The 25,208-nt window shown below is 72.7% G+C and carries 25 protein-coding genes; 12 read left to right on the top strand and 13 right to left on the bottom strand.

The window, feature by feature from the left end:
* Window positions 1-63 precede the first annotated feature (63 nt).
* The 6 genes from ACF073_RS00625 (at window position 64) to ACF073_RS00600 (ending at window position 6,437) form a co-directional block, all read left to right on the top strand.
* Window positions 64-2,988, top strand: a complete 2,925-nt coding sequence (locus ACF073_RS00625) for a nitrate- and nitrite sensing domain-containing protein (protein WP_392065510.1) — start codon at window positions 64-66, stop codon at window positions 2,986-2,988.
* Window positions 2,985-3,488 (top strand): roadblock/LC7 domain-containing protein, encoded by a 504-nt coding sequence (locus ACF073_RS00620; RefSeq protein ID WP_392065508.1) that lies wholly within the window; start codon window positions 2,985-2,987, stop codon window positions 3,486-3,488. The genes ACF073_RS00625 and ACF073_RS00620 overlap by 4 nt, the downstream gene beginning before the upstream one ends.
* Window positions 3,485-3,901, top strand: a complete 417-nt coding sequence (locus ACF073_RS00615; protein WP_392065506.1) for a DUF742 domain-containing protein — start codon at window positions 3,485-3,487, stop codon at window positions 3,899-3,901. Before ACF073_RS00620 ends, ACF073_RS00615 begins: the two co-directional genes overlap by 4 nt.
* Entirely contained in the window at window positions 3,882-4,538 is a 657-nt protein-coding gene (locus ACF073_RS00610) for an ATP/GTP-binding protein (RefSeq protein ID WP_392065504.1), read from the top strand. Before ACF073_RS00615 ends, ACF073_RS00610 begins: the two co-directional genes overlap by 20 nt.
* A 21-nt stretch (window positions 4,539-4,559) precedes the next feature.
* A complete protein-coding gene (locus ACF073_RS00605) occupies window positions 4,560-5,813 on the top strand; it encodes a styrene monooxygenase/indole monooxygenase family protein (RefSeq protein ID WP_392065502.1) in 1,254 nt (417 codons plus the stop codon).
* Between the two features lie 126 nt (window positions 5,814-5,939).
* Window positions 5,940-6,437 carry a hypothetical protein gene (locus ACF073_RS00600; RefSeq protein WP_392065501.1) on the top strand — a complete coding sequence of 166 codons (498 nt, stop codon included), beginning with the start codon at window positions 5,940-5,942 and terminating at the stop codon, window positions 6,435-6,437.
* On the opposite strand, the gene ACF073_RS00595 is transcribed toward ACF073_RS00600, so the two are convergent.
* The 4 genes from ACF073_RS00595 to ACF073_RS00580 all read right to left on the bottom strand — a co-directional run bounded on the left by ACF073_RS00595 (window position 6,434) and on the right by ACF073_RS00580 (window position 9,590).
* Window positions 6,434-7,480, bottom strand: a complete 1,047-nt coding sequence (locus ACF073_RS00595; RefSeq protein WP_392065499.1) for an NlpC/P60 family protein — start codon at window positions 7,478-7,480, stop codon at window positions 6,434-6,436. The genes ACF073_RS00600 and ACF073_RS00595 overlap by 4 nt on opposite strands.
* Before the next feature lie 113 nt (window positions 7,481-7,593).
* On the bottom strand, window positions 7,594-7,908 hold the full coding sequence (locus tag ACF073_RS00590; RefSeq protein WP_392065497.1) for a hypothetical protein: 315 nt from the start codon (window positions 7,906-7,908) through the stop codon (window positions 7,594-7,596).
* A gap of 4 nt (window positions 7,909-7,912) precedes the next feature.
* Window positions 7,913-8,569 carry a TetR/AcrR family transcriptional regulator gene (locus tag ACF073_RS00585; RefSeq protein WP_392065496.1) on the bottom strand — a complete coding sequence of 219 codons (657 nt, stop codon included), beginning with the start codon at window positions 8,567-8,569 and terminating at the stop codon, window positions 7,913-7,915.
* Between the two features lie 82 nt (window positions 8,570-8,651).
* Window positions 8,652-9,590: a diiron oxygenase gene (locus tag ACF073_RS00580; RefSeq protein ID WP_392065494.1), complete on the bottom strand. Its 939-nt coding sequence runs from the start codon at window positions 9,588-9,590 to the stop codon at window positions 8,652-8,654.
* 123 nt (window positions 9,591-9,713) lie between these two features.
* On the opposite strand from ACF073_RS00580, the gene ACF073_RS00575 reads away from it, so the two are divergent.
* Window positions 9,714-10,823: a ferritin-like domain-containing protein gene (locus ACF073_RS00575; protein ID WP_392065492.1), complete on the top strand. Its 1,110-nt coding sequence runs from the start codon at window positions 9,714-9,716 to the stop codon at window positions 10,821-10,823.
* A gap of 111 nt (window positions 10,824-10,934) precedes the next feature.
* Entirely contained in the window at window positions 10,935-11,762 is an 828-nt protein-coding gene (locus ACF073_RS00570) for a hypothetical protein (RefSeq protein WP_392065491.1), read from the top strand.
* 61 nt (window positions 11,763-11,823) lie between these two features.
* On the opposite strand, the gene ACF073_RS00565 is transcribed toward ACF073_RS00570, so the two are convergent.
* From ACF073_RS00565 to ACF073_RS00545, 5 genes are all read right to left on the bottom strand, one after another.
* A complete protein-coding gene (locus tag ACF073_RS00565; protein WP_392065489.1) occupies window positions 11,824-13,320 on the bottom strand; it encodes a penicillin-binding transpeptidase domain-containing protein in 1,497 nt (498 codons plus the stop codon).
* The gene (locus ACF073_RS00560) at window positions 13,317-14,678 is read right to left on the bottom strand and encodes an FtsW/RodA/SpoVE family cell cycle protein (RefSeq protein ID WP_392065487.1); all 1,362 of its coding nucleotides are present in this window, start codon (window positions 14,676-14,678) and stop codon (window positions 13,317-13,319) included. The genes ACF073_RS00565 and ACF073_RS00560 overlap by 4 nt, the downstream gene beginning before the upstream one ends.
* A gap of 83 nt (window positions 14,679-14,761) precedes the next feature.
* Window positions 14,762-16,006: an ATP-binding protein gene (locus ACF073_RS00555; RefSeq protein WP_392065485.1), complete on the bottom strand. Its 1,245-nt coding sequence runs from the start codon at window positions 16,004-16,006 to the stop codon at window positions 14,762-14,764.
* On the bottom strand, window positions 16,003-16,785 hold the full coding sequence (locus tag ACF073_RS00550; protein WP_392065482.1) for a hypothetical protein: 783 nt from the start codon (window positions 16,783-16,785) through the stop codon (window positions 16,003-16,005). Before ACF073_RS00550 ends, ACF073_RS00555 begins: the two co-directional genes overlap by 4 nt.
* A gap of 124 nt (window positions 16,786-16,909) precedes the next feature.
* On the bottom strand, window positions 16,910-17,416 hold the full coding sequence (locus ACF073_RS00545) for a protein phosphatase (protein WP_392065480.1): 507 nt from the start codon (window positions 17,414-17,416) through the stop codon (window positions 16,910-16,912).
* Between the two features lie 101 nt (window positions 17,417-17,517).
* Here ACF073_RS00545 and ACF073_RS00540 point away from each other — a divergent pair, with 101 nt between their 5' ends.
* The gene (locus ACF073_RS00540; RefSeq protein WP_392065479.1) at window positions 17,518-18,321 is read left to right on the top strand and encodes a nuclease-related domain-containing protein; all 804 of its coding nucleotides are present in this window, start codon (window positions 17,518-17,520) and stop codon (window positions 18,319-18,321) included.
* A gap of 210 nt (window positions 18,322-18,531) precedes the next feature.
* Here the strand turns inward: ACF073_RS00540 and ligD are convergent, their stop codons facing one another.
* Entirely contained in the window at window positions 18,532-19,419 is an 888-nt protein-coding gene (gene ligD, locus ACF073_RS00535; RefSeq protein ID WP_392065477.1) for a non-homologous end-joining DNA ligase, read from the bottom strand.
* Between the two features lie 53 nt (window positions 19,420-19,472).
* Here ligD and ACF073_RS00530 point away from each other — a divergent pair, with 53 nt between their 5' ends.
* The gene (locus ACF073_RS00530; RefSeq protein WP_392065475.1) at window positions 19,473-20,498 is read left to right on the top strand and encodes a Ku protein; all 1,026 of its coding nucleotides are present in this window, start codon (window positions 19,473-19,475) and stop codon (window positions 20,496-20,498) included.
* A 98-nt stretch (window positions 20,499-20,596) separates the two neighbouring features.
* Here the strand turns inward: ACF073_RS00530 and ACF073_RS00525 are convergent, their stop codons facing one another.
* Window positions 20,597-21,853: an MFS transporter gene (locus ACF073_RS00525; RefSeq protein ID WP_392065473.1), complete on the bottom strand. Its 1,257-nt coding sequence runs from the start codon at window positions 21,851-21,853 to the stop codon at window positions 20,597-20,599.
* Window positions 21,854-21,971: 118 nt separating this feature from the next.
* Between ACF073_RS00525 and ACF073_RS00520 the strand changes: the two genes are divergently transcribed.
* Both ACF073_RS00520 and ACF073_RS00515 read left to right on the top strand, forming a co-directional pair.
* Window positions 21,972-22,379: an ArsR/SmtB family transcription factor gene (locus ACF073_RS00520; RefSeq protein WP_392065471.1), complete on the top strand. Its 408-nt coding sequence runs from the start codon at window positions 21,972-21,974 to the stop codon at window positions 22,377-22,379.
* Between the two features lie 115 nt (window positions 22,380-22,494).
* A complete protein-coding gene (locus tag ACF073_RS00515; protein WP_392065469.1) occupies window positions 22,495-23,067 on the top strand; it encodes a hypothetical protein in 573 nt (190 codons plus the stop codon).
* A gap of 137 nt (window positions 23,068-23,204) precedes the next feature.
* Here ACF073_RS00515 and ACF073_RS00510 read toward each other — a convergent pair whose 3' ends face one another.
* On the bottom strand, window positions 23,205-23,753 hold the full coding sequence (locus tag ACF073_RS00510) for a DUF1062 domain-containing protein (RefSeq protein WP_392065467.1): 549 nt from the start codon (window positions 23,751-23,753) through the stop codon (window positions 23,205-23,207).
* A 357-nt stretch (window positions 23,754-24,110) separates the two neighbouring features.
* Window positions 24,111-24,959 carry an alpha/beta fold hydrolase gene (locus ACF073_RS00505; RefSeq protein ID WP_392065465.1) on the bottom strand — a complete coding sequence of 283 codons (849 nt, stop codon included), beginning with the start codon at window positions 24,957-24,959 and terminating at the stop codon, window positions 24,111-24,113.
* Between the last annotated feature and the right edge of the window lie 249 nt (window positions 24,960-25,208).

Raw genomic sequence — 25,208 nt, 5'->3', positions numbered from 1 at the left:
TCGCACCACTTGGCACCGAGATGACGGGGCGCCACCCGGGCCCCTGGATGGACGAGTTCAGGAATGCGAGCACCGGTGCAGAAGAAGCCGCCTCGGCGCACAGGCAGGCAGACGGCCCCCGAGGAGAACGTCCCCGGGACCTCCGTGGGCAGCGGCCGTCCCACCCATGTGCGCACCCGGCTGATCGTCGCCGTGGCCGTGGTGGCCGCAGCCGTCGCCGGAGCCGGTGCGCCCGCGCTGCTCACCGCCTCCCAGGACGTCAAGGACTCCCAGAACCTGGTGACGCTCGCCGTCCGCACCCAGGACGCGCTCGCCCTCGCCCACTCGCTCGCCGACGAGCGTGACGAGGCCACCTCCTACGTCGCCGCGGGCCGCCCCAAGTCGAAGGCGCCCTCCGAGGACCGCAGCGCCCGGGTGGACCGGCAGGTCGAGGAGGTGCGCGCCGACACCGACACCCCGGCCCGCCTGCGCGCCGCGCTCGACGGCATCGACGCCGTCCGCCGGGGCGCCCTCACCGGCAAGACCACGGCGCTGCAGACCCACCAGGCGTACTCGGCGACCATCACCGAACTGCACCGGCTCGCCGAGCAGCTGGCCGAACAGCTGCCCCCGCGCGCCGGCTCGGGCAGCCACGCGCTCGCCGAGCTGGACTCCGCCGTCCAGCAGTCCGCCGCCGCCCGCGGGCTGCTGCTGGCCGCGCTGAACATCCCCACCAGCACCCAGACGGTGATCAGCCCCGCCACCGGCCTGCCCACCACGACCGCCACCAGCACCGCGGCGGACCGCAAGCAGCGCGACGCGCTCACCGCCGCCGCCCAGCAGGCCCGGCTGCGCGCCGACGCCGCCCTCGCCGACTTCCAGGAGACCGCGCCCGAGAGCGCCGTCGACTCCTACGGCTCCACGGTCACCGGCTCGGAGGTCAACTCGGCGGAGAAGTACCTGGCCGCGCTCACCGACCAGCCGACCCTGTCGGACAGCGAGCTGACCATCGGCACCAAGAAGCTGGAAGCGGCCCTGACCGCCCGCGTCGACCTGATGCGCGGCGCCGAGTCGGCGCTCTACGACCACCGCACCAAGGACCTCGAAAAGCTCCGGGACGACGACGTCACCGCCCTGGAGATCCGGGTCGCCGTCCTCGGCGTGCTGCTGCTGGTCGCGCTCGGCATCGCCACGGCCATGGCCCGCACCCTGACCCGCCCGCTGTCGGTCCTGCGCCGCGGCTCGGCCCGACTTGCCGAGGCCGAGGACCCGGCGGCCCAGGAGCCGGTCGCCTTCACGGGCCGCAACGACGAGTTCGCCCAGGTGGTCCGTTCCGTCAACGCCCTCCACGCGCACGCCGTGGCCCTGCACGAGCGGGTGACCACGCTGGAGGCGGACCGCAAGCACCTGGTCGGCCAGCGCCAGAAGATGGCCGACGCCCGCGAGGAGCTGCGCGCCGAACTCGCCGATTCCGCCGCCCAGCTGGCGCGGCTGCGCACCACCATCGGCTCCACCTTCGTCAGCCTGGCCCTGCGCACCCTGGGCCTGGTCGAGCGTCAGCTGGCGGTCATCGAGGGCCTGGAGGAGCGCGAGCAGGACCCGGACCGGCTCGCCACGCTCTTCAAGCTGGACCACTTCGCCACGGTCATGCGCCGGCACAGCGAGAACCTGCTGGTCCTCGCCGGCACGGAGCACGTCCAGCAGCATCCGGGACCGGTGCCGCTGGTCGACGTGGTCCGGGCGGCCGTCAGCGAGATCGAGCGCTACGAACGCGTCCGTATCGCGGCCCTGCCGCCGCACGCCCACATCGCGGGCTTCGCCGCCGACGACCTCTCCCATCTGCTGGCCGAACTCATGGAGAACGCCACCACGTTCTCCCCGCCGGACCTGCCCGTCGAGGTCTCCGGCTGGCTCCTGGAGTCCGGCGAGGTCATGCTCTCCGTCCAGGACGAGGGCATCGGCGTGACCGAGGACCGGCTGGAGCGTCTGAACGCCCGCCTGACCGACTTCGACCCCGAATCCCTCTACGGCCAGGAGGGCGAGGACGGCCTCGGCCTCGGCCTGTACGTCGTCGCGCGCCTCGCCCACCGGCACGGCGTCCGGGTCCGGCTGCGCGAGCAGAAGCAGGGCGGCGTCGCGGCGGTGGCGGTACTGCCGGCGACGCTGCTCGCCGAGGCCCCGCCGACCGCGCTCCCGCCCCGGACCGCGGCCCTCGGCGCCACGGGCACCTTCACCCTGCCCGGCGCGGACGCCGAGGCCAACTCCAACGTCCTCCGGGCCCGTACGGGCCACCCGGACCCCCTGGTCGCCCTCGCGGAACAGGCGGTCCACGCCACCCAGGAGACCCCGTCGGACGAGCAGGCCGAGGAAGCCGGGCAGGCAGAGCCCGCCGTGCGGGCCGAGCCGGCCGTGCGGGACGACTCCGGCGACCGCCCGGCCCACGAGCAGGCGGACCAGCCGGCCGGGGACACGGAGGCCCGCCCGAAGGCCCCGGCGGAGACCTACGCCGAGACGACGATGGAGCTCCTCCTGCCGGACCCGCCGGCAGAGCCGGCGGCATCGACCCCGCCGCCCCGCGCCCCGGCGGCCGCCGACGCCGCAGCCGAGGCGACCCCGCCCGCCGAAGCGCCGCAGGCCGACGCGCCGTGGACCGAAGCGTCACGGACCGACGCGTCGCCCGCCGACGCGCCGCGGACCGAAGCGCCGCGGACCGAAGCGCCGCAGGCCGATGCGACGCACCCCGACGACGAGGAGCGGCTCACCAGCAAGGGCCTCCCCAAGCGCACACCCAAGATCACCGCACCCACCGCCCCGCCCCGCCAGCGCAGCGGCGGCGTCGACGCCGACGCCCTGCGCCGCAGGCTCGGCGGCTTCCGCCGCGGCGCCGAGGCCGGCTACCGCGACGTGGAGACGGAGATCGCCGAACAGACGGCAGGCCACCAGCGGCCGGCCGGTTACGCACACGCCGAAGACGTCACGGGGGGCACAGCCGAGGAGGCAAGCAGTTGACCGCGCCAACTACCTACGGACTGAGCAGTGAAGCCCGCAATCTGCACTGGCTGCTGACCAACCTCGTCGAGGAAGTACCCGGCATCCAGTCCGTCGCCGTGGTCTCCTCCGACGGACTGCTCCTGCTGTCGTCCGACCCGGGCCGCACGGAGGAGGCCCGCCAGGCCCGCGACACCCGGCGCACCGGCCCCCGGGGATCCTCCGCCGACCTCGCCACCATCGTCTCCGGCATCGGCAGCCTCACCGTCGGCGCCGCCCGGCTGATGGAGTTCGGGACGGTCAAGCACACGATGGTCGCGATGGACGAGGGCAGCCTGTTCGTGATGTCGATCAGCGACGGTTCGCTGCTCGGCGTGCACGGTTCGGCGGAGTGCGACATGAGCGTGGTGGCGTACCACATGGCGCTGTTCGTCGGCCGCGCCGGCCATGTCCTCACCCCGGAACTCCGCAGCGAGCTGCGCAAGTCCCTGGAGGCCGACTCGACGGGGAGTACCCGATGAGCGGCACGCCGAAGCTCCCCGTGCGCGGCGGCGACCGCAAGCCCGCCCGGGTGCGCCCCTACTCGCTCACCGCCGGCCGTACCCGTTTCGGCCACGTCCTCCTCGTGGAGACGTTCGTGGCCAGCACGGCCGCGCTGGAGGCGCCGCCGGAGCGCAGGGAACTGACGAACGGATCCCTCACCACCCGGGTGATGCCGGAGATGAGGGCCATCGTCGAACTGTGCCGCCGTATGCGTACGGTGGCCGAGATCGCCGCGCTGCTGAAGATGCCGCTCGGTGTGGTCCGCGTGCTCCTGAGCGATCTCGCGGACCAGGGAAAGATCCGTGTGTACGGCACCGGAACCGGTCACGGCACCGGCCGTCCGGACCGCGCTCTGCTGGAAAGGGTGCTGAGTGGACTCCGCCGTCTCTGACGCCACCGCCTCCATCGGGGGCACCCCCCTCGTCGCCGGGTTCGCCGAGCCGGACGAGGATCTGAGGTCCTGGCAGACGGACCGGACGCGCGCCCCCATCGCGACGAAGATCGTGGTGGCGGGCGGCTTCGGCGTCGGCAAGACGACCCTCGTGTCGGCCGTGTCGGAGATCACGCCGCTGCAGACCGAGGCGCTGATGACCGAGGCCAGCGAGGGCACCGACGATCTGTCGGCCACGCCGGGCAAGCTCACCACCACCGTCGCCATGGACTTCGGCCGCATCACGCTCGACGACGACCTGGTGCTGTACCTGTTCGGCACGCCGGGCCAGCAGCGGTTCTGGTTCATGTGGGACGACCTGGTGCGCGGCGCGATCGGTGCCGTCGTCCTGGCCGACACGCGACGCCTGAAGGACTGCTTCCCGGCGTTGGACTACTTCGAGAGCTGCGGTCTGCCGTACGTCGTCGCGGTCAACCACTTCGACGGCAGTGAGCGGTTCGCGCCGGAGGACGTACGGGAGGCGCTGACCATACCCGCGCACATCCCTGTCATGATCATGGACGCGCGGCGTCGAATTTCGGCCATCGAGACCCTCCTGGCCCTGGTCGGCCACGCGCTGGACGAAACCCCCGAGTAGTCCCGAAGGAGCCTCCCCCGCATGCGGAAGATACTCGTCGTCGGAGCCGGCCAGTCCGGCCTCCAGCTCGCCCTCGGCCTGCAGTCGCACGGCTACGAGGTCACCCTGATGTCGAACCGGACCGCGGACGAGATCCGCTCCGGCCGGGTCATGTCCACGCAGTGCATGTTCCACACGGCACTGCAGCACGAGCGCGATCTCCAGCTGAACTTCTGGGAGTCCCAGGCCCCGAAGATCGAGGGGCTCGGCGTCTCGGTGGCCGCCCCCGGCTCGCACGACCCCGGCCCGACCCAGCGGGCGATCGACTGGGTGGGCCGGCTCGACGGGTACGCGCAGTCGGTCGACCAGCGGGTGAAGATGGCCGGCTGGATGGAGACCTTCGCGCAGCGCGGCGGCCAGCTGGTCATCCACGGCGCGGCGGTCGGCGACCTGGACTACTTCTCCCGCGCCTACGACCTGGTCCTGGTCTCGGCGGGCAAGGGCGAGCTGGTGTCGATGTTCGCCCGCGACCCCGAGCGCTCCCCGTACGGCGAGCCGCAGCGGGCGCTGGCGGTGTCCTACGTGCACGGCCTCGGTCCGCGCCCGGAGCACCCGGAGTTCGACGCGGTCCGCTGCAATGTGGTCCCCGGCGTCGGCGAGTTGTTCGTCATGCCGACGCTGACCACGTCGGGCCGTGCCGACATCCTGTTCTGGGAGGGCATACCCGGCGGCCCGCTCGACGTCTTCAACGGCGTCAAGGACCCGGCGCAGCACCTCTCCCTGACCCTGGAACTCATGGAGAGGTTCACGCCCTGGGAGTACGAGCGGGCCACGAAGGTGGAGCTCACGGACGCGGGCGGCACCTTGTCGGGACGCTACGCCCCGACCGTGCGCAACCCCGTCGGCCGGCTGCCCGGCGGCGGCCTGGTGCTGGGCGTGGCCGATGTCGTCGTGGCCAACGACCCGATCACCGGGCAGGGCTCCAACTCGGCGTCCAAGTGCGCGGCGGCGTACCTCGCCTCGATCCTGGAGCGGGGCGAGGCGCCCTTCGACGAGGAGTGGATGCGGCAGACTTTCGACCGTTACTGGGCCACCGCCCAGCACGTCACCAAGTGGACGAACGCCATGCTGGCGCCGCCGCCGGAGCACGTGCTGAACCTCCTCGGCGCCGCGGGACAGCTCCCGCCGGTCGCGGACCGCTTCGCCAACGGCTTCAACGACCCCGCCGACTTCGAGGACTTCTTCTTCGAGCCGGAGAAGACCGCGGCCTATCTGGCGTCGGTCGCCGGAGCCTGACGGGCGCGGCGTCCTCGCTCACTTACTGACTCGTATGCGTGTTTTTGCCTCCTTTTGACACTCTGTACCGGTGGAGAGACGCTGGACAACAGGGGCAACGGGGGGCGAAACACCAAGGAGTTTCCCATGAACGGTCGACGGGCGCGTCTCGCGGTACTCGCTCCTGTGGCGGTGTCGTCGCTGGCGGTCGGGATGGTGACGTTCTCCGCGGCGTCGGCTCGGGCGGCCTCGCCCGACTGCGGTCTGGCGAAGACCGCCACCCCGGACATCCTCAGCGTCAGTGGCCAGGACTTCAAGCCGAACAAGCAGGTCGCCCTCGAATCCGGTGCCGGGCACGAGGGCGCGATCAAGGCGGACGCGAGCGGTGCCTGGACTCTGCAGGTCAGCAGTGCCGAGGGAACCATCACCGCGCAGCAGATCGGCGGGCCCGAGGTGAAGTGCGGCACCGTCGATCAGACCGAGCAGAAGAACGCCAAGGCGCAGTACCGGCAGGGCTTCCGCGAGGGGTTCGCCGACATGAAGGCGGACTGCAAGTCGAACCCGCCCCAGCAGGCCGCGCCGGACCCGAACTGGCAGCAGGGCTTCAAGGACGGCTCGGACGTCGCGGCGAAGCGGTTCTGCTAGGTCGTGACCGGGCGGTCGGTGTCGGGACGTACGGCGCCCAGGATCGGGTAGGCCGCCATGGGGGAGACCGTGACCCGTCCGCCCGGCCGCGGCGCCTGGACGATCCGGCCCGCTCCCACGTACAGGCCGACGTGGGTCGCGTCGGGGAAGTAGACCACCAGGTCACCGGGGCGCAGCTGGTTCAGCGGGACCCGCTTCAGCTGGTCCCACTGTTCCTGGCTGGTCCGCGGAATGGGTCTGCCCGCGTGGGACCACGCCTGTGAGGTGAGGCCCGAGCAGTCGTACGCGTCGGGGCCCTGCGCGCCCCAGCGGTAGGGCTTGCCGAGCTGCTGCATGGCGTAGCCGACCGCGCGGTCGCCCTGCGGGGTGGCCGGGCGGTCGGCGGGGAGCGAGCCCGCGCTGCCGAGGCGCTCCTGGGCCTCGGTGACGCCCTGCTGTTCCAGCCGGGCCACGGCCGCGAGCTGGTCCGGGGTGAGCGCGGCCAGCAGCCGTTCCACGCCGTCGAGTCCGTGCCGCACGTCGTCGCGCTGCCGCCGCTGCCGCTCGGCCAGGCCGAGCTGGGTGTCCAGGGCCTTGCGGGCCGCGCGGGCCAGGGCTCCCGCGCGCTGCTCGGCGGTGGCGAGACGGGTGACCGTACGGGCCTGCTCGCGTGCCAGCTCGCCGAGGACATGGCCCTCGTCCAGCGCGTGCTGCGGGTCGGGCGCGAGGAGGACGCGGGCGTACGGCCCGAGGCCGCCGCCGTTCTGGTACTGCCGCCTGGCCAGCAGGCCGGCGTCGGTCCGGCCGGCCCGCAGGGTGCGCCGGGCGCGGGCCAGTTCGCCGTCGAGGCGGGCCACCTCGGCGCGCTGCCGCGTCAGCTTCTCGGTGGTGCCGTTGTAGGTCTCGGTGGCCTGCTCGGTCTGCCGGTACAGCCGCTGAAGGTCCGTCAGCAGCTGGGCCACGGACTGCTGCGGCTCCGGTGCGGCCGCGGCGGGTACGGGCGCGAGGACGGCCTGGGCCGCCACCGCGGCCGCACCGGCAAGGCGCAGAAGGGCTCCTGGCACGTCGTCACCTCCGGGTGCGGAGAAAGCGGACTATCCGCCTCCTGACACAACCCGATAATCAGACGTGTCGGTGTCCGCTGTGTGCCCCGCCTACGCGGTTCGGCCCAGCGCTTTCACCCGTTCGCCCCGTCCGGCTTGCCGGCCGGCGCGGCGTCCGGCCGCACGCGCGGCTTCGACCAGGGCCACCTGAGCTTTCCGCCGGAGGCGTCGTCCGGGTCGTACCGGTACTTCCACCCCTGGATCAGCCCGAGCCGCTTGCTGTGCCCGCGCGGCACCCGCTGGTAGACCAGCACGGTGGGCGGCCCGCCGGCCGGGTCCGGGACGGGGATGCGGTACGTCTTCGGGGGGTGCCCGGTGGGACCGAGCAGGACGGGCAGCACGCGCCCGTCCATGGGGCCGCCCTCGAAGGGGGTGTCCTGGCTCTTCACAGGTTCAGTCTCGGCCATCCTCGGCGAGCGCGCCGAGGAGCCCCTCGGTCTGCGCATCGCGGCGCGCGGTGACCGTGAGGACGGCCACGAACTGGTCGACCAGCCAACGGCGCAGCTCCTCGGCCGGGGGCTGCTTCTCCTCGTCCAGCCAGATCAGGGAGGCCGCCTCCACGGCCGTGATCCACATCCGGACGGTCATCCGCAGCCGGGGACCGGGGTCGTCGATGTCGAGGTGCCGGTAGATGTGCTCGGCGGCGGACCGGCGCACCCCGTCCACGATGGCGGTGGTGCGGGAGGTCTCCACCACGCTGCCGCCCTGGAGCAGCGCGCTGAAACCGGTGTCGTGCCCGTCCACGAAGGCCAGATAGCGGTCGAGGGCGCGGGACAGCCGGTCCAGCGGCGAGCCCTCGCGCGGTTCGTCGAAGCACTGCCGCAGCTCCTCGGCGGCCGACCGCAGCGCGGCCTCGTACAGCTGGAGTTTCCCGCCCGGGAAGTACCGGTACACCAGGGGCCGCGAGACCCCCGCCGCCTCCGCCACGTCGTCCAGGGACACCTCCTCGGGCGCGCGGTGCGCGAAGAGGGAGAGCGCGGCGTCGAGGAGCTGGCTCCGTCGCTCCTCGACGCTGAGCCGACGGTAGGCGGGGGTGGCGGCCGGGGTCATGGACCGCAGCCTAATCGCCGGGGCGGCGGGAGGCGCCGGAGGCGGCGGCGGGCCCGCCCGGGCCGCGGACCGGCGGTCCGGGTCAGGCCAGCAGACCGGAGGACCTCCACAGCCGCCGGCCGGCACCGCGCAGCACGCCGATGTCGTCCAGGAAGTCGGTGAGCCGCTTCGCGCCCGTCTGCATGACCTCCCGGCGGTGCCCGCTCGCCTTCACCTGCGCCATCGCCTCCCGTTTGTCCAGGCCGACGTTGGCGTAGACCTCGGGGTTCACGAAGGCGACCGAGAAGATGCGCGCGAACTCGCCCGAGGTGACCCGGGTGAACTCCTGCGACCACTTCGGCGCGGTCACCATCTGGCGCCGCAGCTCCTCGCGGGCGTACCGGACGTGCCGCGCCTCCTCCACCACATGGATCCGCGTGACGCCCCGGACCAGCGGCTGGACCCGCTCGTCCGGGAACGTCAGCCGCTGCATCCAGTCCAGCACCTCCTCGCCGAGCAGCGTGGCGGTGAAGGAGCCGGGGGTGGTCGAGATGGTCTTGAAGAGGCGGCCCAGGTTCAGATGGGCGCGGCTCACCGGGTACCAGGGCGTGCCGCCCCGCTGGATCAGCCGCGCGAACATCTTGGAGTGCCGGCACTCGTCCTCGATCTCGGTGAGCGCGTACCGCACGTGGGCGCTCGTCGCCGGCTTGTCGTAGATGTGCCGGACGAGCAGCTGCATCAGGATGATCTCGAACCAGATGCCGAGCGAGGCCAGCGCGGCGGCCTCGTGCTGGGAGAGCAGGATGCGCTGTTCCTCGCTCATCCGCTGCCACATCGGGGTGCCGTAGAGCGACACCAGCTCCGGCGGCCAGAACCACTTGCCGTCCTCGAACGGCGCGTCCCAGTCCAGCTCCTTGTCCGGGTCGAAGGAGTGCTTGGCGGAGGAGACGAGCAGCCGCTCGGCCACCTGTTCCCGGTCCTTGAGCAGACCGAGCGCGTCGCGCAGTCCCTCCAGCGCGTCCGCTTCCGTCAGGGTCGTCATGGCTCCCTCACCTCGTTACCCGGGGGTAGTCGTCCTGCCTCTTATGAGACTGCTTGTCAGCAAGCCCGTCAATCCCTTGCGCAGGACTTGTTGACTCGGTGTCTACGTGTGAACCTGCGAAGTATGCCGACGTATGACCGCTACGCCATGGACCCGGGAGACTCCCTCTGGCAGGTGCCCGCAGCGGGCGCGGCCCGGTTCACCTGGGAGTACGACGACGGCCGCGACCGTCTGCTCGCCCTGTACCAGAAGGGCAAGGACAAGCAGTGGGACGGGGGGCGGCGCATCGACTGGGAGCGGGAGGTCGACCCGTACGACCCGCTCGGCACCCCCGACGAGGCGATGGCGCTCTACGGCACCCCGTACTGGGACAGGCTCACCGACCAGGACAAGGGCGAGCTGCGCCGGCACTTCGCCTCCTGGCAGTTCAGCCAGTTCCTGCACGGCGAGCAGGGCGCGATGATCTGCGCGGCGCGGATCGTGGAGTCGGTGCCCGACCTGGACGCCAAGTTCTACTCCGCGACCCAGACCATGGACGAGGCCCGGCACGCCGAGATCTACGGCCGTTTCCTGCACGAGAAGATCGGGCTCGTCTACCCGGTCAACGACAACCTCAGGTCGCTGCTCGGCGACACCCTGCGCGACAGCCGCTGGGACATGCCCTACCTCGGTATGCAGGTGCTCATCGAGGGGCTCGCGCTGGCCGCCTTCGGGCTGATCCGGGACACCACGGACAAGCCGCTGCCCCGGCAGATCCTGACGTACGTCATGCAGGACGAGGCGCGGCACGTCGCCTTCGGCCGGATGGCACTGCGCGACTACTACCGGCAGCTCACCGACGCCGAACGGCGCGAGCGCGAGGAGTTCGTCATCGAGGGCTGCCATCTGATGCGCGACCGGCTGCGCGGGGTGGAGGTGCTGGAGAACTTCGGCATCCCCAAGGCCGAGGCGGAGGCGCTCAGCGAGCGATCCGAGTTCCTCCAGCTCTTCCGCAAGCTGCTGTTCAGCCGGATCGTCCCGTGCGTCAAGGACATCGGGCTGTGGGGCGAGCGGCTCCAGCGGGCCTATGTGGACATGGGCGTCCTGGAGCTGGGCGACTCCAGTCTCGACCTGCTGATGGCCCAGGACGAGGAACTGGCCGAGCGGCTGGACGCCGAGCGCTTCGCCGCCGAGGAGCGGGACCGGGTGGCCGAGGTGGAGGCGGCGATCGAGGCCGGGGCGCCGGAGTCCTGACGGGCCGGCGTCCTGACGCGCCGGAGACGGTGACCGTCCGGTCTCCGGCCGGAACCCGTCCGGTCCCTGGCTGATAGCGGTCCCTTCGCCCGGATGCAGTAGCGTGCTGGCGTGTCCATGCCTCCGCCGCCGCAGCAGCCGCACCTCCCGAACCAGCCGCCGTACCCGAACCAGCCGCAGCCTCCGTACGGCCAGCAGCCCCAGGCCCCGGGCCCGTACGGCTCGCCGTACCCCCAGCAGCCGCACCCCGGGCAGCCCTACCCACCCCAGCAGCCCTACCCCGCCTGGGGCGCCCCGCCCATGGCCCCGCCGCCGAAGAAGCGGCGGATCGGCCTGGTGCTCGGGATCGTGGGCGGTGCCGTCGCGGCCGTCGTCGTGCTGCTCATCGTGATCGGGATGGTGGCCGAGAGCGGCTTCCCCGCGGCCGAGCGCAAGCTCACCCTGCCCAAGACGCTGCTCGACGGGAAGTACGAGCTGAGCCAGGACCTCTCCGGCACCGAGGGCAAGAAGATCGAGAGCGAGGCCGACGGCGCCTGGGACGCCAAGGACACCCACGGCGTGGTCGGCAGCTACGGCCAGGGCGGTGACGAGACCAAGGGCACCCTGGTGATCTCCGGCTTCTACGGCCGGTTCAAGAACGCCGGCGCGGCCCGCCGGAACATGATGAAGGGCGCGGCCGAGGGCGAGGGCGCGACGGTCGCCGTACCGGCCAAGGACTTCGGCCTCGATGTCACCATCACCTGCCAGGTGGTGACCCAGAAGCAGGTCGGCACGGAGATCAGCGTGCCCATGTGCGCCTGGGCCGACGGCAACACGGGTGCCACGGTGGCCGAGGTCTCCACGGCGACCGTGAACAAGGACCCGTCCGAGGTGGACCTGGAGGCGTTCGCGAAGGACACCCTCCGGATCCGCTCCGAGTCGGTCAAGCCGATCGGCTGACCGCCGCCGTCCGCTCCGGCGGCGGGCGGCGACGGGCCGTCCGCCACCGGTGCCCCGCGGCTCACTTCCCGAGGACCGCCCGCATCACCTCCCGGGCGATCGGCGCCGCGTCGCCGCCGCCGCTGATCTCGCCCCGGTCCGCCGAGGCGTCCTCCACCACCACCGCGACCGCCACCTGCGGCTCCGGCGAGGTGTCGGCCTGCGCCCAGGAGACGAACCAGGCGTAGGGCACCCCGGAGTTGCCGAGCCCGTGCTGGGCGGTGCCGGTCTTGCCGCCGACCAGCGCGCCCGGGATGGCCGCGTTGGTGCCGGTGCCGTCCTCGACCACACCGGCCATCAGCTCCATCAGCCGGGCCGCGGTGGCCGGCCGCATCACCTGCCGCCCCGGCCGGGCCCCGCTGCCGGCGACCGTCTCCCCGCCGTGCCGGGTGGTCCGCTCCACCAGGTACGGCGGACGCAGCAGGCCGCCGTCCGCGACCGCCGCCGCGACCATCGCCATCTGCAGCGGAGTGGCCCGCGTGTTGTACTGCCCGATCGAGGACAGCGCCAGCTGCGCCTTGTCCACCCGGGTGTCGAAGGTGCTGGGCGCCGCGGTGTACGGGATGCGCAGACCGGTGTCGTTGAACCCGAACGCCTGGGCCGTCGCCGCCATGTCCCGCACGCCCACGTCCACGCCCAGCTTGGCGAAGACCGTGTTGCAGGACCACTCGAAGGCGTCCCGCACCGAGGCGTCCGCACAGCCCTCGCCCTCGTTGGTCAGCCGGGTGGTGGTGCCGGGCAGCCGGTAGGGGTCCGGCGAGTCGGTCCGCTCGTCCAGGTCCGTGACCACGCCGGCGTCCAGGGCCGCCGCCGCGGTGACCACCTTGAACGTCGACCCCGGCGGATAGGTCTGCCGCACCGCCCGGTTGAGCATCGGCTTCTCCGGGTCGTGGTTGAGCCTGGCCCACGCCGACGACACCGCCTCGTTGTTGCCGGACAGCTCGGCGGGGTCGTACGACGGGCTGGTCACCAGCGCCAGGATCCGGCCGGTGGCCGGCTCGATCGCGGCCACCGCGCCCTTGCGCCCGGCGAGCGCCCGGTACGCGGCCTCCTGCGCCTGCCGGTTCAGGGTCGTGACGACGTCACCGCCGCGGGCCGGCTTGCGGGTCATGTCGTTCCACAGCGGCAGCGGCGCGAGCATCGGATCGCTGCCGGAGAGCACCCCGTCGGCGGCGTGCTCCAGGAACGTGGTGCCGTACGTCTGCGAGGAGAAACCGGTGACCGGCGCGTACAACGGGCCGTTCAGATAGGTGCGTTCGTAGCGCAGCTGCTCGCCGGTGTCCAGGGACCCGGTGACCGGCCCGCCGCCCACCAGGATGTTCCCGCGCGGCTGCTGGTAACGGGCGATCGTGGCGCGGCGGTTGGCCGGGTTGCCGTCGTACTCGGGGGCCTGCACGACCTGCACACGGGTGGCGTTGACCAGCAGGGCCGCCAGCAGCAGGGCGCAGAACGCGCAGGCGTGCCGGATGTACCGGGTCATCGGCCGCCCGCCCTCGGGAGTCCTGCCGTACTCGCTCATGGGGCCTCCCGGCCGTCGTACTGGCTGCGTGCCGAATCGCTCACCCGGACCAGCAGTGCCACGATCGCCCAGTTGGTGACCACCGAGGAGCCGCCCTGGGCGAGGAACGGCATCGCCATGCCGGTCAGCGGGATCAGCCCGGTGACCCCGCCCGCGATCACGAACACCTGGAGCGCCACGATCGAGGCGAGCCCGACCGCGAGCAGCCGGCCGAACGGCTCGCGCAGCGAGAGGGCCGCCCGGTAGCCGCGCTCCACGAGCAGCGCGTACAGCAGCACGATCGCCGCGAGACCCGCGAGGCCCAGCTCCTCCCCGGCCGTCGCCAGGATGAAGTCCGACTTGGTGGCGAAGCCGATCAGGGTGGAGTGGCCGAGCCCGAGGCCGGTGCCGAGGACCCCGCCCGCCGCGAACGCGAACAGCGACTGGGAGAGCTGGTTGGGGCCCTGCCCGGCCTCGATGGTGGCGAACGGGTGCAGCCAGTCCTCGATCCGCCCGTTGACATGTGGTTCGAGCTGCCCGACGGCGACCGCGCCGAGCACGGCCAGCAGCAGGCCGACCGCGATCCAGCCGGTGCGCCCGGTGGCCACGTACAGCAGCACCACGAACAGCCCGAAGAACAGCAGCGAGGTGCCCAGGTCCCGCTCCAGCACCAGCACGCCCACGCTCACCAGCCAGATCGTCAGGATCGGCCCGAGCACCCGCCCGGTCGGGAACTGCAGCCGCCACAGCCGGCGGCCGGTGTACGCGAGCGCGCTGCGGTTGGCGGCCAGATAGGCGGCGAAGAACACCGCGAGCAGCACCTTCGCGAACTCGCCCGGCTGGATGGAGAACCCCGCGATCCGGATCCAGATCCGGGCGCCGTTGACCGCCGGGAACAGGATCGGCAGCGCCAGCAGGACGAGGGCGGCCACCACGCAGACGTACGCGTACCGCTGGAGCACCCGGTGGTCGCGCAGCACCAGGACGACGCCGATGAACAGGCCCACCCCGAGGGTGGACCACACCAGTTGGGCGGGGGCCGCGTGGTCGTGGGGCGTCTCCAGGTCCAGCCGGTAGATGAGGACGAGGCCGAGCCCGTTGAGCAGCACGCCGATGGGCAGCGGCAGCGGATCGGCGTACGGCGCCCGGATCCGGACCGCGACATGGGCGAACAGGGCGAGCACGGCGAGCCCGGCACCGTAGCCGGCGGCGCCGGGCGGCACGGTGCCGGTCCGGGCCAGACCCACGGCGCAGTAGCCGTAGACGGACAGCAGGACGGCCAGCACGAGCAGGGACAGCTCGATGCCCCGGCGCCGGGGGAGGCGCACGGCGCGCGCGGGGGCGGGAGCCGCCGCCACGGTGGTTCCGGCCTTCGTCATGCCCGGAACCTACCCAAATAGGGCGTCATGTGCGCGTTCAGCCACACACGGCGGAGCGCCCGGGAGCGCGCGGCGGCCCGGCGCTAGTCGGCCATGGGCAGCGTCAGCGTGGCCACCGCGCCCCCGTCCGCCGCGTTGCCGAACGAGAGCCGCGCCCCCAGCACCTCCGCCTGCCCCAGCGCGATGGTCAGCCCGAGCCCGTGCCCCTTGGAGCCGCCCTCGGTGCGGAACCGCTGCGGACCGTGCGCGAGGAGGTACTCCGGATACCCGCCCCCGTGGTCCCGCACGGTCACCACGGGGCCGTCCACGGTCAGCACCACCGGAGGCGTCCCGTGCTTGTGCGCGTTGGCCACCAGATTGCCCAGCACCCGCTCAAGGCGCCGCCGGTCGGTCTCCACCCGGACGTCCCGCAGGACGCGCACCTCGGTGCCGGTGCCCGAGCCCCGCACCACCCGCGCGGCCAGCGCCGCCAGCTCCTCGGTGTCCACCTCCAGGCGCTCCCGCCCGGTGTCGAGCCGGGAGATCTCCAGCAGGTCCTCGGTGAGCGTGCGCAGCGCCGCCACCCGGTCCCGCACCAGCTCCGTCGGCCGGCCCGGCGGCAGCAGCTCGGCCGCCGCGTGCAGTCCGGTGAGCGGGGTGCGCAGCTCGTGCGCCACGTCCGCGGTGAACCGCTGCTCGCTCAGCAGCTTGCTCTGCAGCGAGGCGGCCATCGAGTCCAGGGCGGCGGCCACCGTCGCGACCTCGTCCTGCGGGCGGGTCGGATCCTTGGTGCGGGCGTCGTGCACCCGGGCGTCCAGGTCGCCCGCGGTGATCCGCCGGGCCACCTGCGCCGTGCCGTGCAGCCGGCGGGTCACCCGGGTCGTCGCGAACACGCCGACCAGCACGGTCGCCCCGATCGCCAGCCCCGACGACCACACGATCGACTGGTCGAGCCCGGCGATGGTGCGGGACTGCTGCGAGTAGTCGACCTCCACGGCGAGCGCCCGGTGCCCGGCCACCGGGCCCGCCGCCCACATGGTCGGTCGCCCCCGGTGCGCGGCCACCATCGTGCCGCGCTTCCCGGCCGCCGCCAGCGTCCGCAGCGGCTCCGGCAGCCCCGCCGGGTCCACCCCGGCGCCGGCCGGCGGCGTGTCCCCGGACTCGTACGCCTCGGTGGCGTCCGCGAGCCGGGACAGCGCGAGGTCGCGCGCCTGGCCGACGGTCTGGTCGGTCACCGAGACGTGCACCAGGACGCCGAGCAGCGCGGCCAGCGCGCAGCACATCACCGTGATGAACGCGGCGGCCTTGACGGCGAGGGCTCCGGCCCAGTGCGGCAGCGTGAGCCTCATCGCGCGCTCTCGGCGGACGAGGGCGAGGCGGACGGCGTCGTAGAAGGGGACGGCGCGGTCGAGGGGGACGGCGCGGTGGAGGGAGACGGCGTCTTGCTGTGCCGGCCGTCGCCGACGTGCAGGTACTCGTCGCGGGAGAAGACCATCGCGCGCTGGTCCGGGTCCCACACCCAGGTGGTGCGGTACTCGTAGCCGGAGATGTCGGCGGGCGAGCGCTCGATCAGCGCCCGGCCGGCCAGCTCCACCCCGGTCAGCGCGTCGTTGTCGGCCAGCACCTGCACCAGCCTGTGCCCCTCGACGGTGTACACCCGCACCGCCGTCTGATTGGTCGGGTACAGCCGGAAGCCGAGCGTCAGATCCGCCCTGCCGTCCCCGGTGAGGTCCCGGTAGTACGGCTTCAGCAGCGGACACCGGGCCCGGTCCCCGCCCGGCCGGCACTGCGCCATCCGGTCGACGGTCCCGTGGTACGGGCCCTTGGGGCCGTAGTCGTCGGGGTGCGCCGCCAGCTCCGCCTCGACGACCGCGACCGGATCCACCTTCCGGATGTCGTCGCCGGGGACCGTGATGCCCTTGACGGTCTCCCGGGTCGACACGTCGTAGGGGTAGGCCGGGCTGGAGGCGGGCCTCAGGTTCGGCCAGAGCTTGGCGGGGCTCACGGCCGTCGGGGTCGACCCTGCGGCGCGCAGTCCGCCGGTGTCCCCGCACGCCGTCGCCGTGGCCGACAGCACGGCGACGGCGGCCACGGCGAGGGCGGCGCGCACGGGGCGAGGGGCTGGCACGGTGCTCCTGGGGTCGGGGTCGGGCGGGGCCCCGTACACCTTAATCGGTGATTTCGTAGGCAAGTGTTATTAATTCATGACGAAAGTCCGTTTTGCGTATCGGACCCGCGTGCTGGGAGAGAGGCTACTCGGCCAGCTCCTCCAGCAGCCGCGCGGTCGTCAGGCCCGCCCGCAGGTACTCCACGAACAGCTCGTTGTGCAGCGCCCACGCCCCGCGCCCGGCCCGGACCAGCTGGATCGCCCGGTCCGCCGAGTCACCCCGCTGGACCAGCGCGTGCGCGATCACCAGCCCCGAGCGGTTGTACCCGTGGTAGCAGCGCACCAGCACCCGGCGGCCGGCCTCCCGCGCCTCGTTCGCCGCGCGCGCCAGCCGGATCACCCCCGCGAGCTGCGTCCCGTCCAGCGGACCGTCCGGAATCGGCCACACATGGTGCTCCACCCCCGGATCGGGGCCGTACCCCGGCAGCCGCAGCAGGGACTGCACGACATCGAACTCGTCCCGCACGACCGCGAACTCCAGCCGGCCCGAACGGGCCCGGAACTCGTGCCCGCCCATCCACAGGCCGGGCACGATCTCGCTCCACGGGCTCTCCGGAGCCGGTACGTCGGGCTGCTTTCCGCGGGTCCGCAACGGCGCCTCCCCAACTCCCCCCGCACGGGGCCGCCCTCCACGGTAACCGGTCTTGCCCCGGGAGCACCCCGCCTGTTCCCATGGTCGGGGGGTGATGGCGCATGAGCGGACTGCGCGTGGTGCCGGCCTTCCGGCACGGCCGGGAGCGGCTGTACGTCTGCCGTGAGGACGGCAGCAACGTCGCCTGGTACGACCGTGAGACGGGCCGGGTCAATCTGCTCGCCGAGGACAGCGGACAGGACGTGCTCGACACCCTGAAACCCTTCCTCACCGGCCCGGTGACCGTGGGCCCGCCACCGGTCCCGACTCCGGCGGAACTCGCCCGGCTCACCCTGCACCCGGACGACGACCTGGCCCCCAACCGCCCCGGCGAGGCCCTGCTCGTCGCCCTCGAACGCGACCCGGGCCCCGCCCGCCGGCTGCGCCCCGACCCGCGCCGGCGCGCACTGGCCGCCGAGCAGACCGTCGGCGGGGCACTGGACGGGCTGGAGGGCGCGGGCTGGCACACCCTGCACTCCGTCCCGCTGCCCGGCGGCGACCGCGTCCACCATCTGCTGATCGGCCCCGGCGGCCTGTTCGCCGTGCACGCCCTGTACGCCCGCAAGACCCGGGTCCTCGTCGCCGGTCCGATGGTCACCCTGGGCCGCCGCGAGGCCGAGCCGCTGCTGCGCCGGCTGCGCGCGGACGCCGACCGCGCCTCCTACGCCCTGACCGCCGAGGTCCGCCCGCTGCTGGCCCTGCTCGGCCCGGCCGAGGTGACCGTGACGGCCGAGCCGCGCGGGGTGCGGATCCTGGCGGACACCGAGCTGGCGGGCCTGGCCCGGCTGGGCGGGGTGCTCAAACCGGCCGACGTGGAGGCGCTGCACGGGATGGCGCGGGACCGGAACACCTGGGGGAGGGTGTAGCGGTCTGGGGTCTGCGGTCTGGGGTCTGCGGTCTGCGGCCTGCGACCCGTGGTCTGCGGCCTGCGACCCGTGGTCTGCGGTCTGCGGCCTGCGACCCGTGGTCTGCGGTCTGCGGCCTGCGACCCGTGGTCTGCGGCCTGCGGCCTGCGACCCGTGGTCTGCGACCTGCGACCTGCGGTCCGGGACCGCGGACCCGGCGGCGGGCGCGGGTCAGGGCAGCGGCACGGCCTCGGCCGGATCCGTCAGGGGTGCCATCAGCTCGCCGAGGTCCGCCAGCCGCTGGGCGATGTCGCCGGCCAGGAACTCCAGCTGCCCCGGGCTCCGGCAGCCGGCGACCTCGTCCCAGGTCACCGGCGCGGACACCAGCGGGGCGCGGCGGGCGCGCACGGTGTACGGGGTGGCCGTGGTCTTGCGGCCCGCGTTCTGGCTCCAGTCGACGAACACCTTGCCCGGCCGCAGGCTCTTGGTCATCCGGTGCACCACCAGCCGGGGCAGCGCCCGCTCGGCCTCCACCGCCAGCGCCTTCGCGTACTCGGACGCCCGCTCGGACGAACTCCCGCGCACCGCCGCCAGCAGGTGCAGCCCCTTCGACCCGGCGGTCTTCGGGTACGCCGCGATCCCGTCCGCCGCCAGCCGCTCGCGCAGCCACAGGGCGACCTCGCAGCAGTCCACCACGGTCGCCGGCGGCCCCGGATCGAGGTCGAAGACCAGCCGGTCCGCCTCCTCCGGGCGCCCCACCAGCCACTGGTGCGTATGGAACTCGGCGACCAGGTTCGCCGCCCAGACCAGGCTCGGCAGATCCTGCACCACCACCATCCGGGCCGGGCTGTCCGCCGACGACCGCGGCACCTCGGCGGTGGTGACCCACTCGGGCGTACCCGGCGGCACGTTCTTGGTGAAGAACCGCTGCCCCGTGGGACCGTCCGGATAGCGCAGGAAGGACACCGCCCGGTCGCGCAGGTGCGGCAGCAGGGCGGCGGCGGTGGTCGCGTAGTAGTGCAGCAGCTCCCCTTTGGTGAAGCCCGTCTCCGGATACAGCACCTTCTCCAGATTGCTGAGCGCGACCCGGCGCCCCTCCACCTCAGTGATAGGCGTCATAGGATGACAATCCCAGATGAACCGGATAAATCGGGAAAGGAAGGGTGCGGCACGTGCGATCGATATGGAACGGCGCCATCTCCTTCGGCCTCGTCAGCATCCCGATCAAGCTGGTGAACGCCACGGAGAGCCACTCGATCTCCTTCCGGCAGATCCACACCGAGGACAACGGCCGCATCCGCTACCGCAAGGTGTGCGAGGTGGAGGACCGCGAGGTCGGCCAGGCCGAGATCGGCAAGGGGTACGAGGACGCCGACGGCACGATCATCCCGATCACCGACGAGGACCTCTCCCATCTCCCCCTGCCCACCGCCCGCACCATCGAGATCGTCGCCTTCGTGCCGGCCGACCGGATCGACCCGCTCCAGATGGACGCCGCCTACTACCTGGCGGCCGGCGGCGCCCCCGCGGCCAAGCCGTACACGCTGCTGCGCGAGGCCCTCAAGCGCAGCAACAAGGTCGCCATCGCCAAGTACGCGCTGCGCGGCCGGGAGCGCCTCGGCATGCTGCGCGTGGTCGGCGAGGCCATCGCCATGCACGGCCTGCTGTGGCCGGACGAGGTCCGCGCGCCGGAGGGTGTCGCCCCGGACGTCGACGTCACCATCCGCGACCAGGAACTCGACCTGGCGGACGCCCTGATGGACACCCTCGGCGAGGTCGACCTGGCGGACCTGCACGACGAGTACCGGGAGGCCCTGGAGGAGGTCATCGCCGCGAAGGCATCGGGCGGCGTCCTGCCCGAGGCTCCGGAGCCCGCCGCAGGCGGCAAGGTGCTCGACCTGATGGCCGCGCTGGAGAGCAGCGTACGGGCGGCACGGGAGTCGCGCGCCGAGCCCGCCGGCGGCGGGGCCGAGGTCAGACCCCTGCCCCGACGGCAGACCGCGCCCAAGCAGACGGGCGGCAAGAAGTCGACGTCCACGGCGAAGAAGACCGCCGCCAAGAAGACGGCGTCGGCGAGGAAGTCAACCTCCAAGGCGACGCAGGGGGCGAAGAAGACGTCGGCGGCGAAGAGCACGGCGAAGAGCACGGCGAAGAAGGCGCCGGCGAAGAAGACGGCTTCGCGCAAGCGGTCGGCTTGACGGGGTAGAGGGGCGCGGCGCTTCAGGTCGCCCCCCGCCGGCGGGGCAAGCACCCCGTTCACCTCCCCCTCCCCCTCCCCCTCCACCTCACCCCTGGGTCACCCCACCCGCCCCCGAGCCGCCACGGCCAGACCGCCCCCGCAGACGGCCAGGACGGCCAGCGTGACGCCGAAGGCCGTCGTGCCGGTGGTCAGCCCCACCGCGTCGGTCAGGTACCCGGCGGTGACCGGAAGAAGGCCGGCGGGCAGGTAACCGCCCACGCTGAGCGCCGCGTTGGCCTCGGCGAGCCGCGCCCCCGGCACCGTGGAGTTCAGCAGGGACAGACCGCCCAGCTGCCCCAGGCCCTGCCCCGCCCCCGCCAGCAGCACCGCCGCGGCCAGCGCCGGGACCGACCCGGCGTGCACGGCGGTGACGAGCGCGAGCATGCCGAGAGCGGTGGCGGCGGCACCGGTCACCAGGACCGTACGGCGGCGCAGTCGGCGTACCGCGAACTGCACCCCCGTCGCGCTGAGGAACATCGCGAACGCCAGCGCCCCGGAGACGATCCGGCTGTCGGTGCCCAGCAGGCCCGACAGCAGCGAGGGGCCGAGGGACAGCACGAAGGACGTGGCGGTGATGCCGGGCGCGAACACGGCGACGCCCAGGGCGAGCTGCCGTCCGGCGCCGCGCGGCACCCCCGGCACCCGTACCCAGGTCCCGGCACCCGCGCCGGCCCGGCCGGGCCGCCGTACCGGCATCCGGAGCACCACCACGACCGCCGTGGCCAGCAGCACCGCCTCCACCGCGAACACGGTGACCGTGGGCCCGGGCAGCGTCTCCGACAGCACACCCGCGAGCAGCGGCCCGAGGCCGGCGCCGAACACCATCGCGCAGGAGGCGAGCAGCGCCGCGAGCCGGCGGCGGCCGGGACCGGCCACGTCCGTCACCGCGGCCATCCCCGCCGAGACCACGGCCCCGACCGCGACACCGGTGCACAGCCGGGCGACGACCAGCGCGGCCACCCCGCCGGCGGTGGCGAAGACCAGGCAGGCCACCAGCGCGAGCCCCAGCGCGGGCAGCAGCACGGGCTTGCGGCCGAGCCGGTCGGAGACGACACCGCAGACCAGCAGGGAGCCGAGCAGCCCGGCGATGTAGCAGGCGAACACCACGGTCAGCGTGCCCTTGCTGAACCCCATCTCCCGCTGCCACAGCACATAGAGCGGGGTGGCCGCGTTGGACAGCACGAACACCGCTGTCACGGGCCACGCGGCGAGCCAGACCCAGCGCAGGGGCGCATCACCGCTCCCGTCGCCGCCCGCGGCCCCCGCGGCTCCCGCGACCCCCGCGGCGCGCACGTCGCCCGTCGTCTCCGTCATGACACAGTCCTCCCCGAGCACCGGCAGTACGACTTGACTCGTACTTGTACGAGTTCGATCGAACCTAACACGTAGTACGATCGGAGTCGTACAGGAAGTCGGGGAGAGGGAGCCGCAGATGACCGCGGAGCGGAGCGAACGGACCCGGACTCGGCCTCGGCCGGCCGGGGCGATCAAGGTGCTGCCGGAACCGCCGGGCGTGCCCGACCCGCTGCCCGAACCGGCCGTCCGCGACCTCCGTCTCGAAACGGTGCTCGGCGCGCTCAGCGACCCCCTGCGGCTGCGGATCGTCCGCAAACTGCTCCTGGAGTCGGAGGCGTACGACCACACCTGCGGCTGGTTCGGCCTTGACCGCCCCAAGTCCTCGCTCACCCACCACTTCCGGGCGCTGCGGGAGGCGGGCATCACCCGCCAGCGCCAGTACGGCCTCGAACGCCGCAGCCAGGTGCGCGTCGCCGACCTGAACGCCCGCTTCCCGGGCCTGCTGGACCTCGTGACGGCATGGACCCCGCCGGACCAGGACTGACCGCTGCGGGCGCGGGCGTGGGCGCGGGCGACCGGGCGGCCTCCGGTCACAGGGGCCGGCCGCGCGACCGGACGCTAAGATCACGCTCTTGCACGGATCAAGATCATGGGGGGGCATGACGACGAGCCGACGTGCTCGCACCACCGCGTACGCCGCAGCGGCCGCGACACTGCTCGTGGCGGCGGCCGGCGCGTGCTCGTCCGCCAAGAAGCTGCCGAACATGACCGGTTCGCAGCTCCAGGCGGCCCAGGACGAGGCACAGAGCGCCGGTTTCACCAACCTCAGCTCCGAGGACGCTACCGGCCGGGGCCGGGCCCGGCTCTGGGACCGCAACTGGCGTGTGTGCTCCCAGAATCCCAAGGCCGGCGAGGCGGACCCGGAGACCCTCGTGGTCTTCCAGGTCGTCAAGAAGGGCGAGTCCTGCCCCTCCTCGACGGACGGCTACCTGGCCATGCCGGGCGACGAGATGCCCGGCTACGGCGGACGCGGACTCATGGACGCGATGGATCAGATGGCGGCCCTGACCGGAGAGGTCACCGCGGTCGACGCGACGGGCAAGCACCGAGGCACGGACAACGAGAACGACTGGCGCGTCTGCACCACGGTGCCCGCCCCCGGCGAGACGATCGACCAGGACGTCCGGTTCAACGTGGTCCGCAACGGGGAGAAGTGCCCGGCTGCCCGGTGACCCCGGCGGCCTGCGAAGAGCCGTGGACGAGGAGCCGCCCCGGACGAGCTGTGGCTGTCGCTGTCGCTGTCGCTGTGGCGGGGGCGGGGGCCTGTCCGGCGGGTGGCGCCGGACAGGCCCCCGCCCCCGAGGAGCCCTCAGCGTTTGAGCGTGAAGGTGAAGCCACCGGAGAGTTTCCCGCTCAGCCGGACGGCCGAGACGAGTCTCCCCTCCGCGATCAGCCTCTCGACCTCGGCCCGCGAAAGACCGCAGCCTTCGGCGATCAGCCGCACCGGCCGGACGGGGATCCGCGCCGCGAAGCGGACCGATACGTCGATCACCTCGCGGTCCAGGTGACCCGGTCCGCCGGTGTCGAGGCGCCAGGCGCCGTCCCAGTCGAGGGCGATGCGATTACGGCGCCGCACGACCGGATCCTGGAGCAACTCGGCTGCCAGGCCAGGGTCGTTGTCATGCATCCGGTCCAGCAGTCCGGGCCGTACGGAGCGCACGTTCATCCGCTCCAGGACCGTGAACTTCGCCGTCTCCCCGCAGCCGGTACAGAGCGCGAGGAGCCAGGCGTCGATGAGCTTGTGGTTGGCGTTGACGCGAAACTTGCCGTTCGCCCGGAAACGCTCGGAAGCGCACGTGTGGCAGCGCCGGAGAACGAGCGGAAGGCAGGTGGGTACGACCACCCAGGTATTGAGCACAGATGTACACCGGTTCCAGTGAGAAATCCGCAGCAAAAAGGAGCGCGGCGCCTATGCGCGACGCGCGACGATTCATCGCTCGGGAGGTCTCACAGGGTGTACAACGGCACGTCCTCGGTCAGACGACTCGGTCCGACGGCACGGTACTGAAGCACGACCGCGCCGCTCCACCGGTTTTCCGACGCCCCGCTGGATCCCGGCGACGGGACGACGGGACGACGGGGACTACGGGGCGACGGGACGACGGGGACTACGGGGCGACGGGACGACGGGGACTACGGGGCGACGGGACGACGGGGACTACGGGGCGACGGGACTGTGGGGCGACGGCGCCACGGCAGACGCGACGCGGTGCGGTCACTGCTGGCCGGAGCCGCCGCGGGCCGCGCTCACGATGAGATCCGTGACCACCTGCGGGTGGGAGATCATGGACACGTGCGAGGCGTCGATCTCCACCGTCTTGCGCGCGTGGGCCCGCTTGGCCTCGTACCGTTCCAGACTCGGGTTGATGGCCCGGTCCTGCTTGCCCACGACCATGTAGACCGGCTTGTCCCGCCAGGCCGCCGCGGTGAGCTTGTCGGTGAACGCGGACTGCGCGATCGGGCGCTGCGTCGACGCCATGACGGACGTCTGCTGCTGCGGGAGGTCCTGGGCGAAGACCGAGCGGAGCTTGTCGGCCTGGATGTACAGGTCCGTGCCGGTGCCGCCGTCGCCGTTGCGGAACGGCACCTGCTTGAGCGCCTTGGCGAGCGGAGCGGCCGGGAACTTGCCGGAGAGGCTGGTGAACGACTCGCCCTTGTCCGGCATGAGCGCGTTGACGTAGACAAGTGCCTTGACGTTGTCGAGCCCGGCGGCCGCCTGCGAGATCACCTCGCCGCCGTAGGAGTGCCCGACGAGGACGACGGGCCCCTTGATGGTCTTCAGCAGACTGTTCAGGTAGGTCGAGTCCTGGGGTATGCCGCGCAGCGTGTTGGCCGGGGCGATGACCTGGTAGCCGTCCCCCTGCAGACGCTGCACCACCGCGTTCCAGCTCGACGCGTCGGCGAACGCTCCGTGCACGAGCACCACGGTCGGCTTCTGCTGACTCCCCGGCGCCCTGCCGATACCGTCCGCTGCGTGAGCAGGCACCACGGTCACGGCGGAAATCACCGCCGCTCCGAGCGCCAGCCCGACCCGTCCTGATGTCAGGATCCCAGAGCCGCTCATGTGCTTCCACTTCCTCGACGTACAAGGCGAACTCGGCACCTCCGCGCCGGAGAACGGCGAGGATCAGGCGGAAGGCGTGGAACACAGCCGCCGCGCGAGCCGATGATGGGCACCAGACCAGCGTATCCCTGATTCGACCCGGGGCAAGCCGAGAATCTATCCGGAAACAGCAGAATGAAGCCCATTCATACACTGAATCACCCGCCGATCTGCCTGACGGAATCCCGGAAATCCGCCTGCTTTTGAAAT

The sequence above is a fragment of the Streptomyces sp. NPDC015171 genome (assembly GCF_043079545.1).
Classification (GTDB): Bacteria; Actinomycetota; Actinomycetes; order Streptomycetales; family Streptomycetaceae; genus Streptomyces.
The sequence above is the reverse complement of the archived record's forward strand: the minus strand, read 5'-3'. Positions and strand labels throughout refer to the sequence as shown.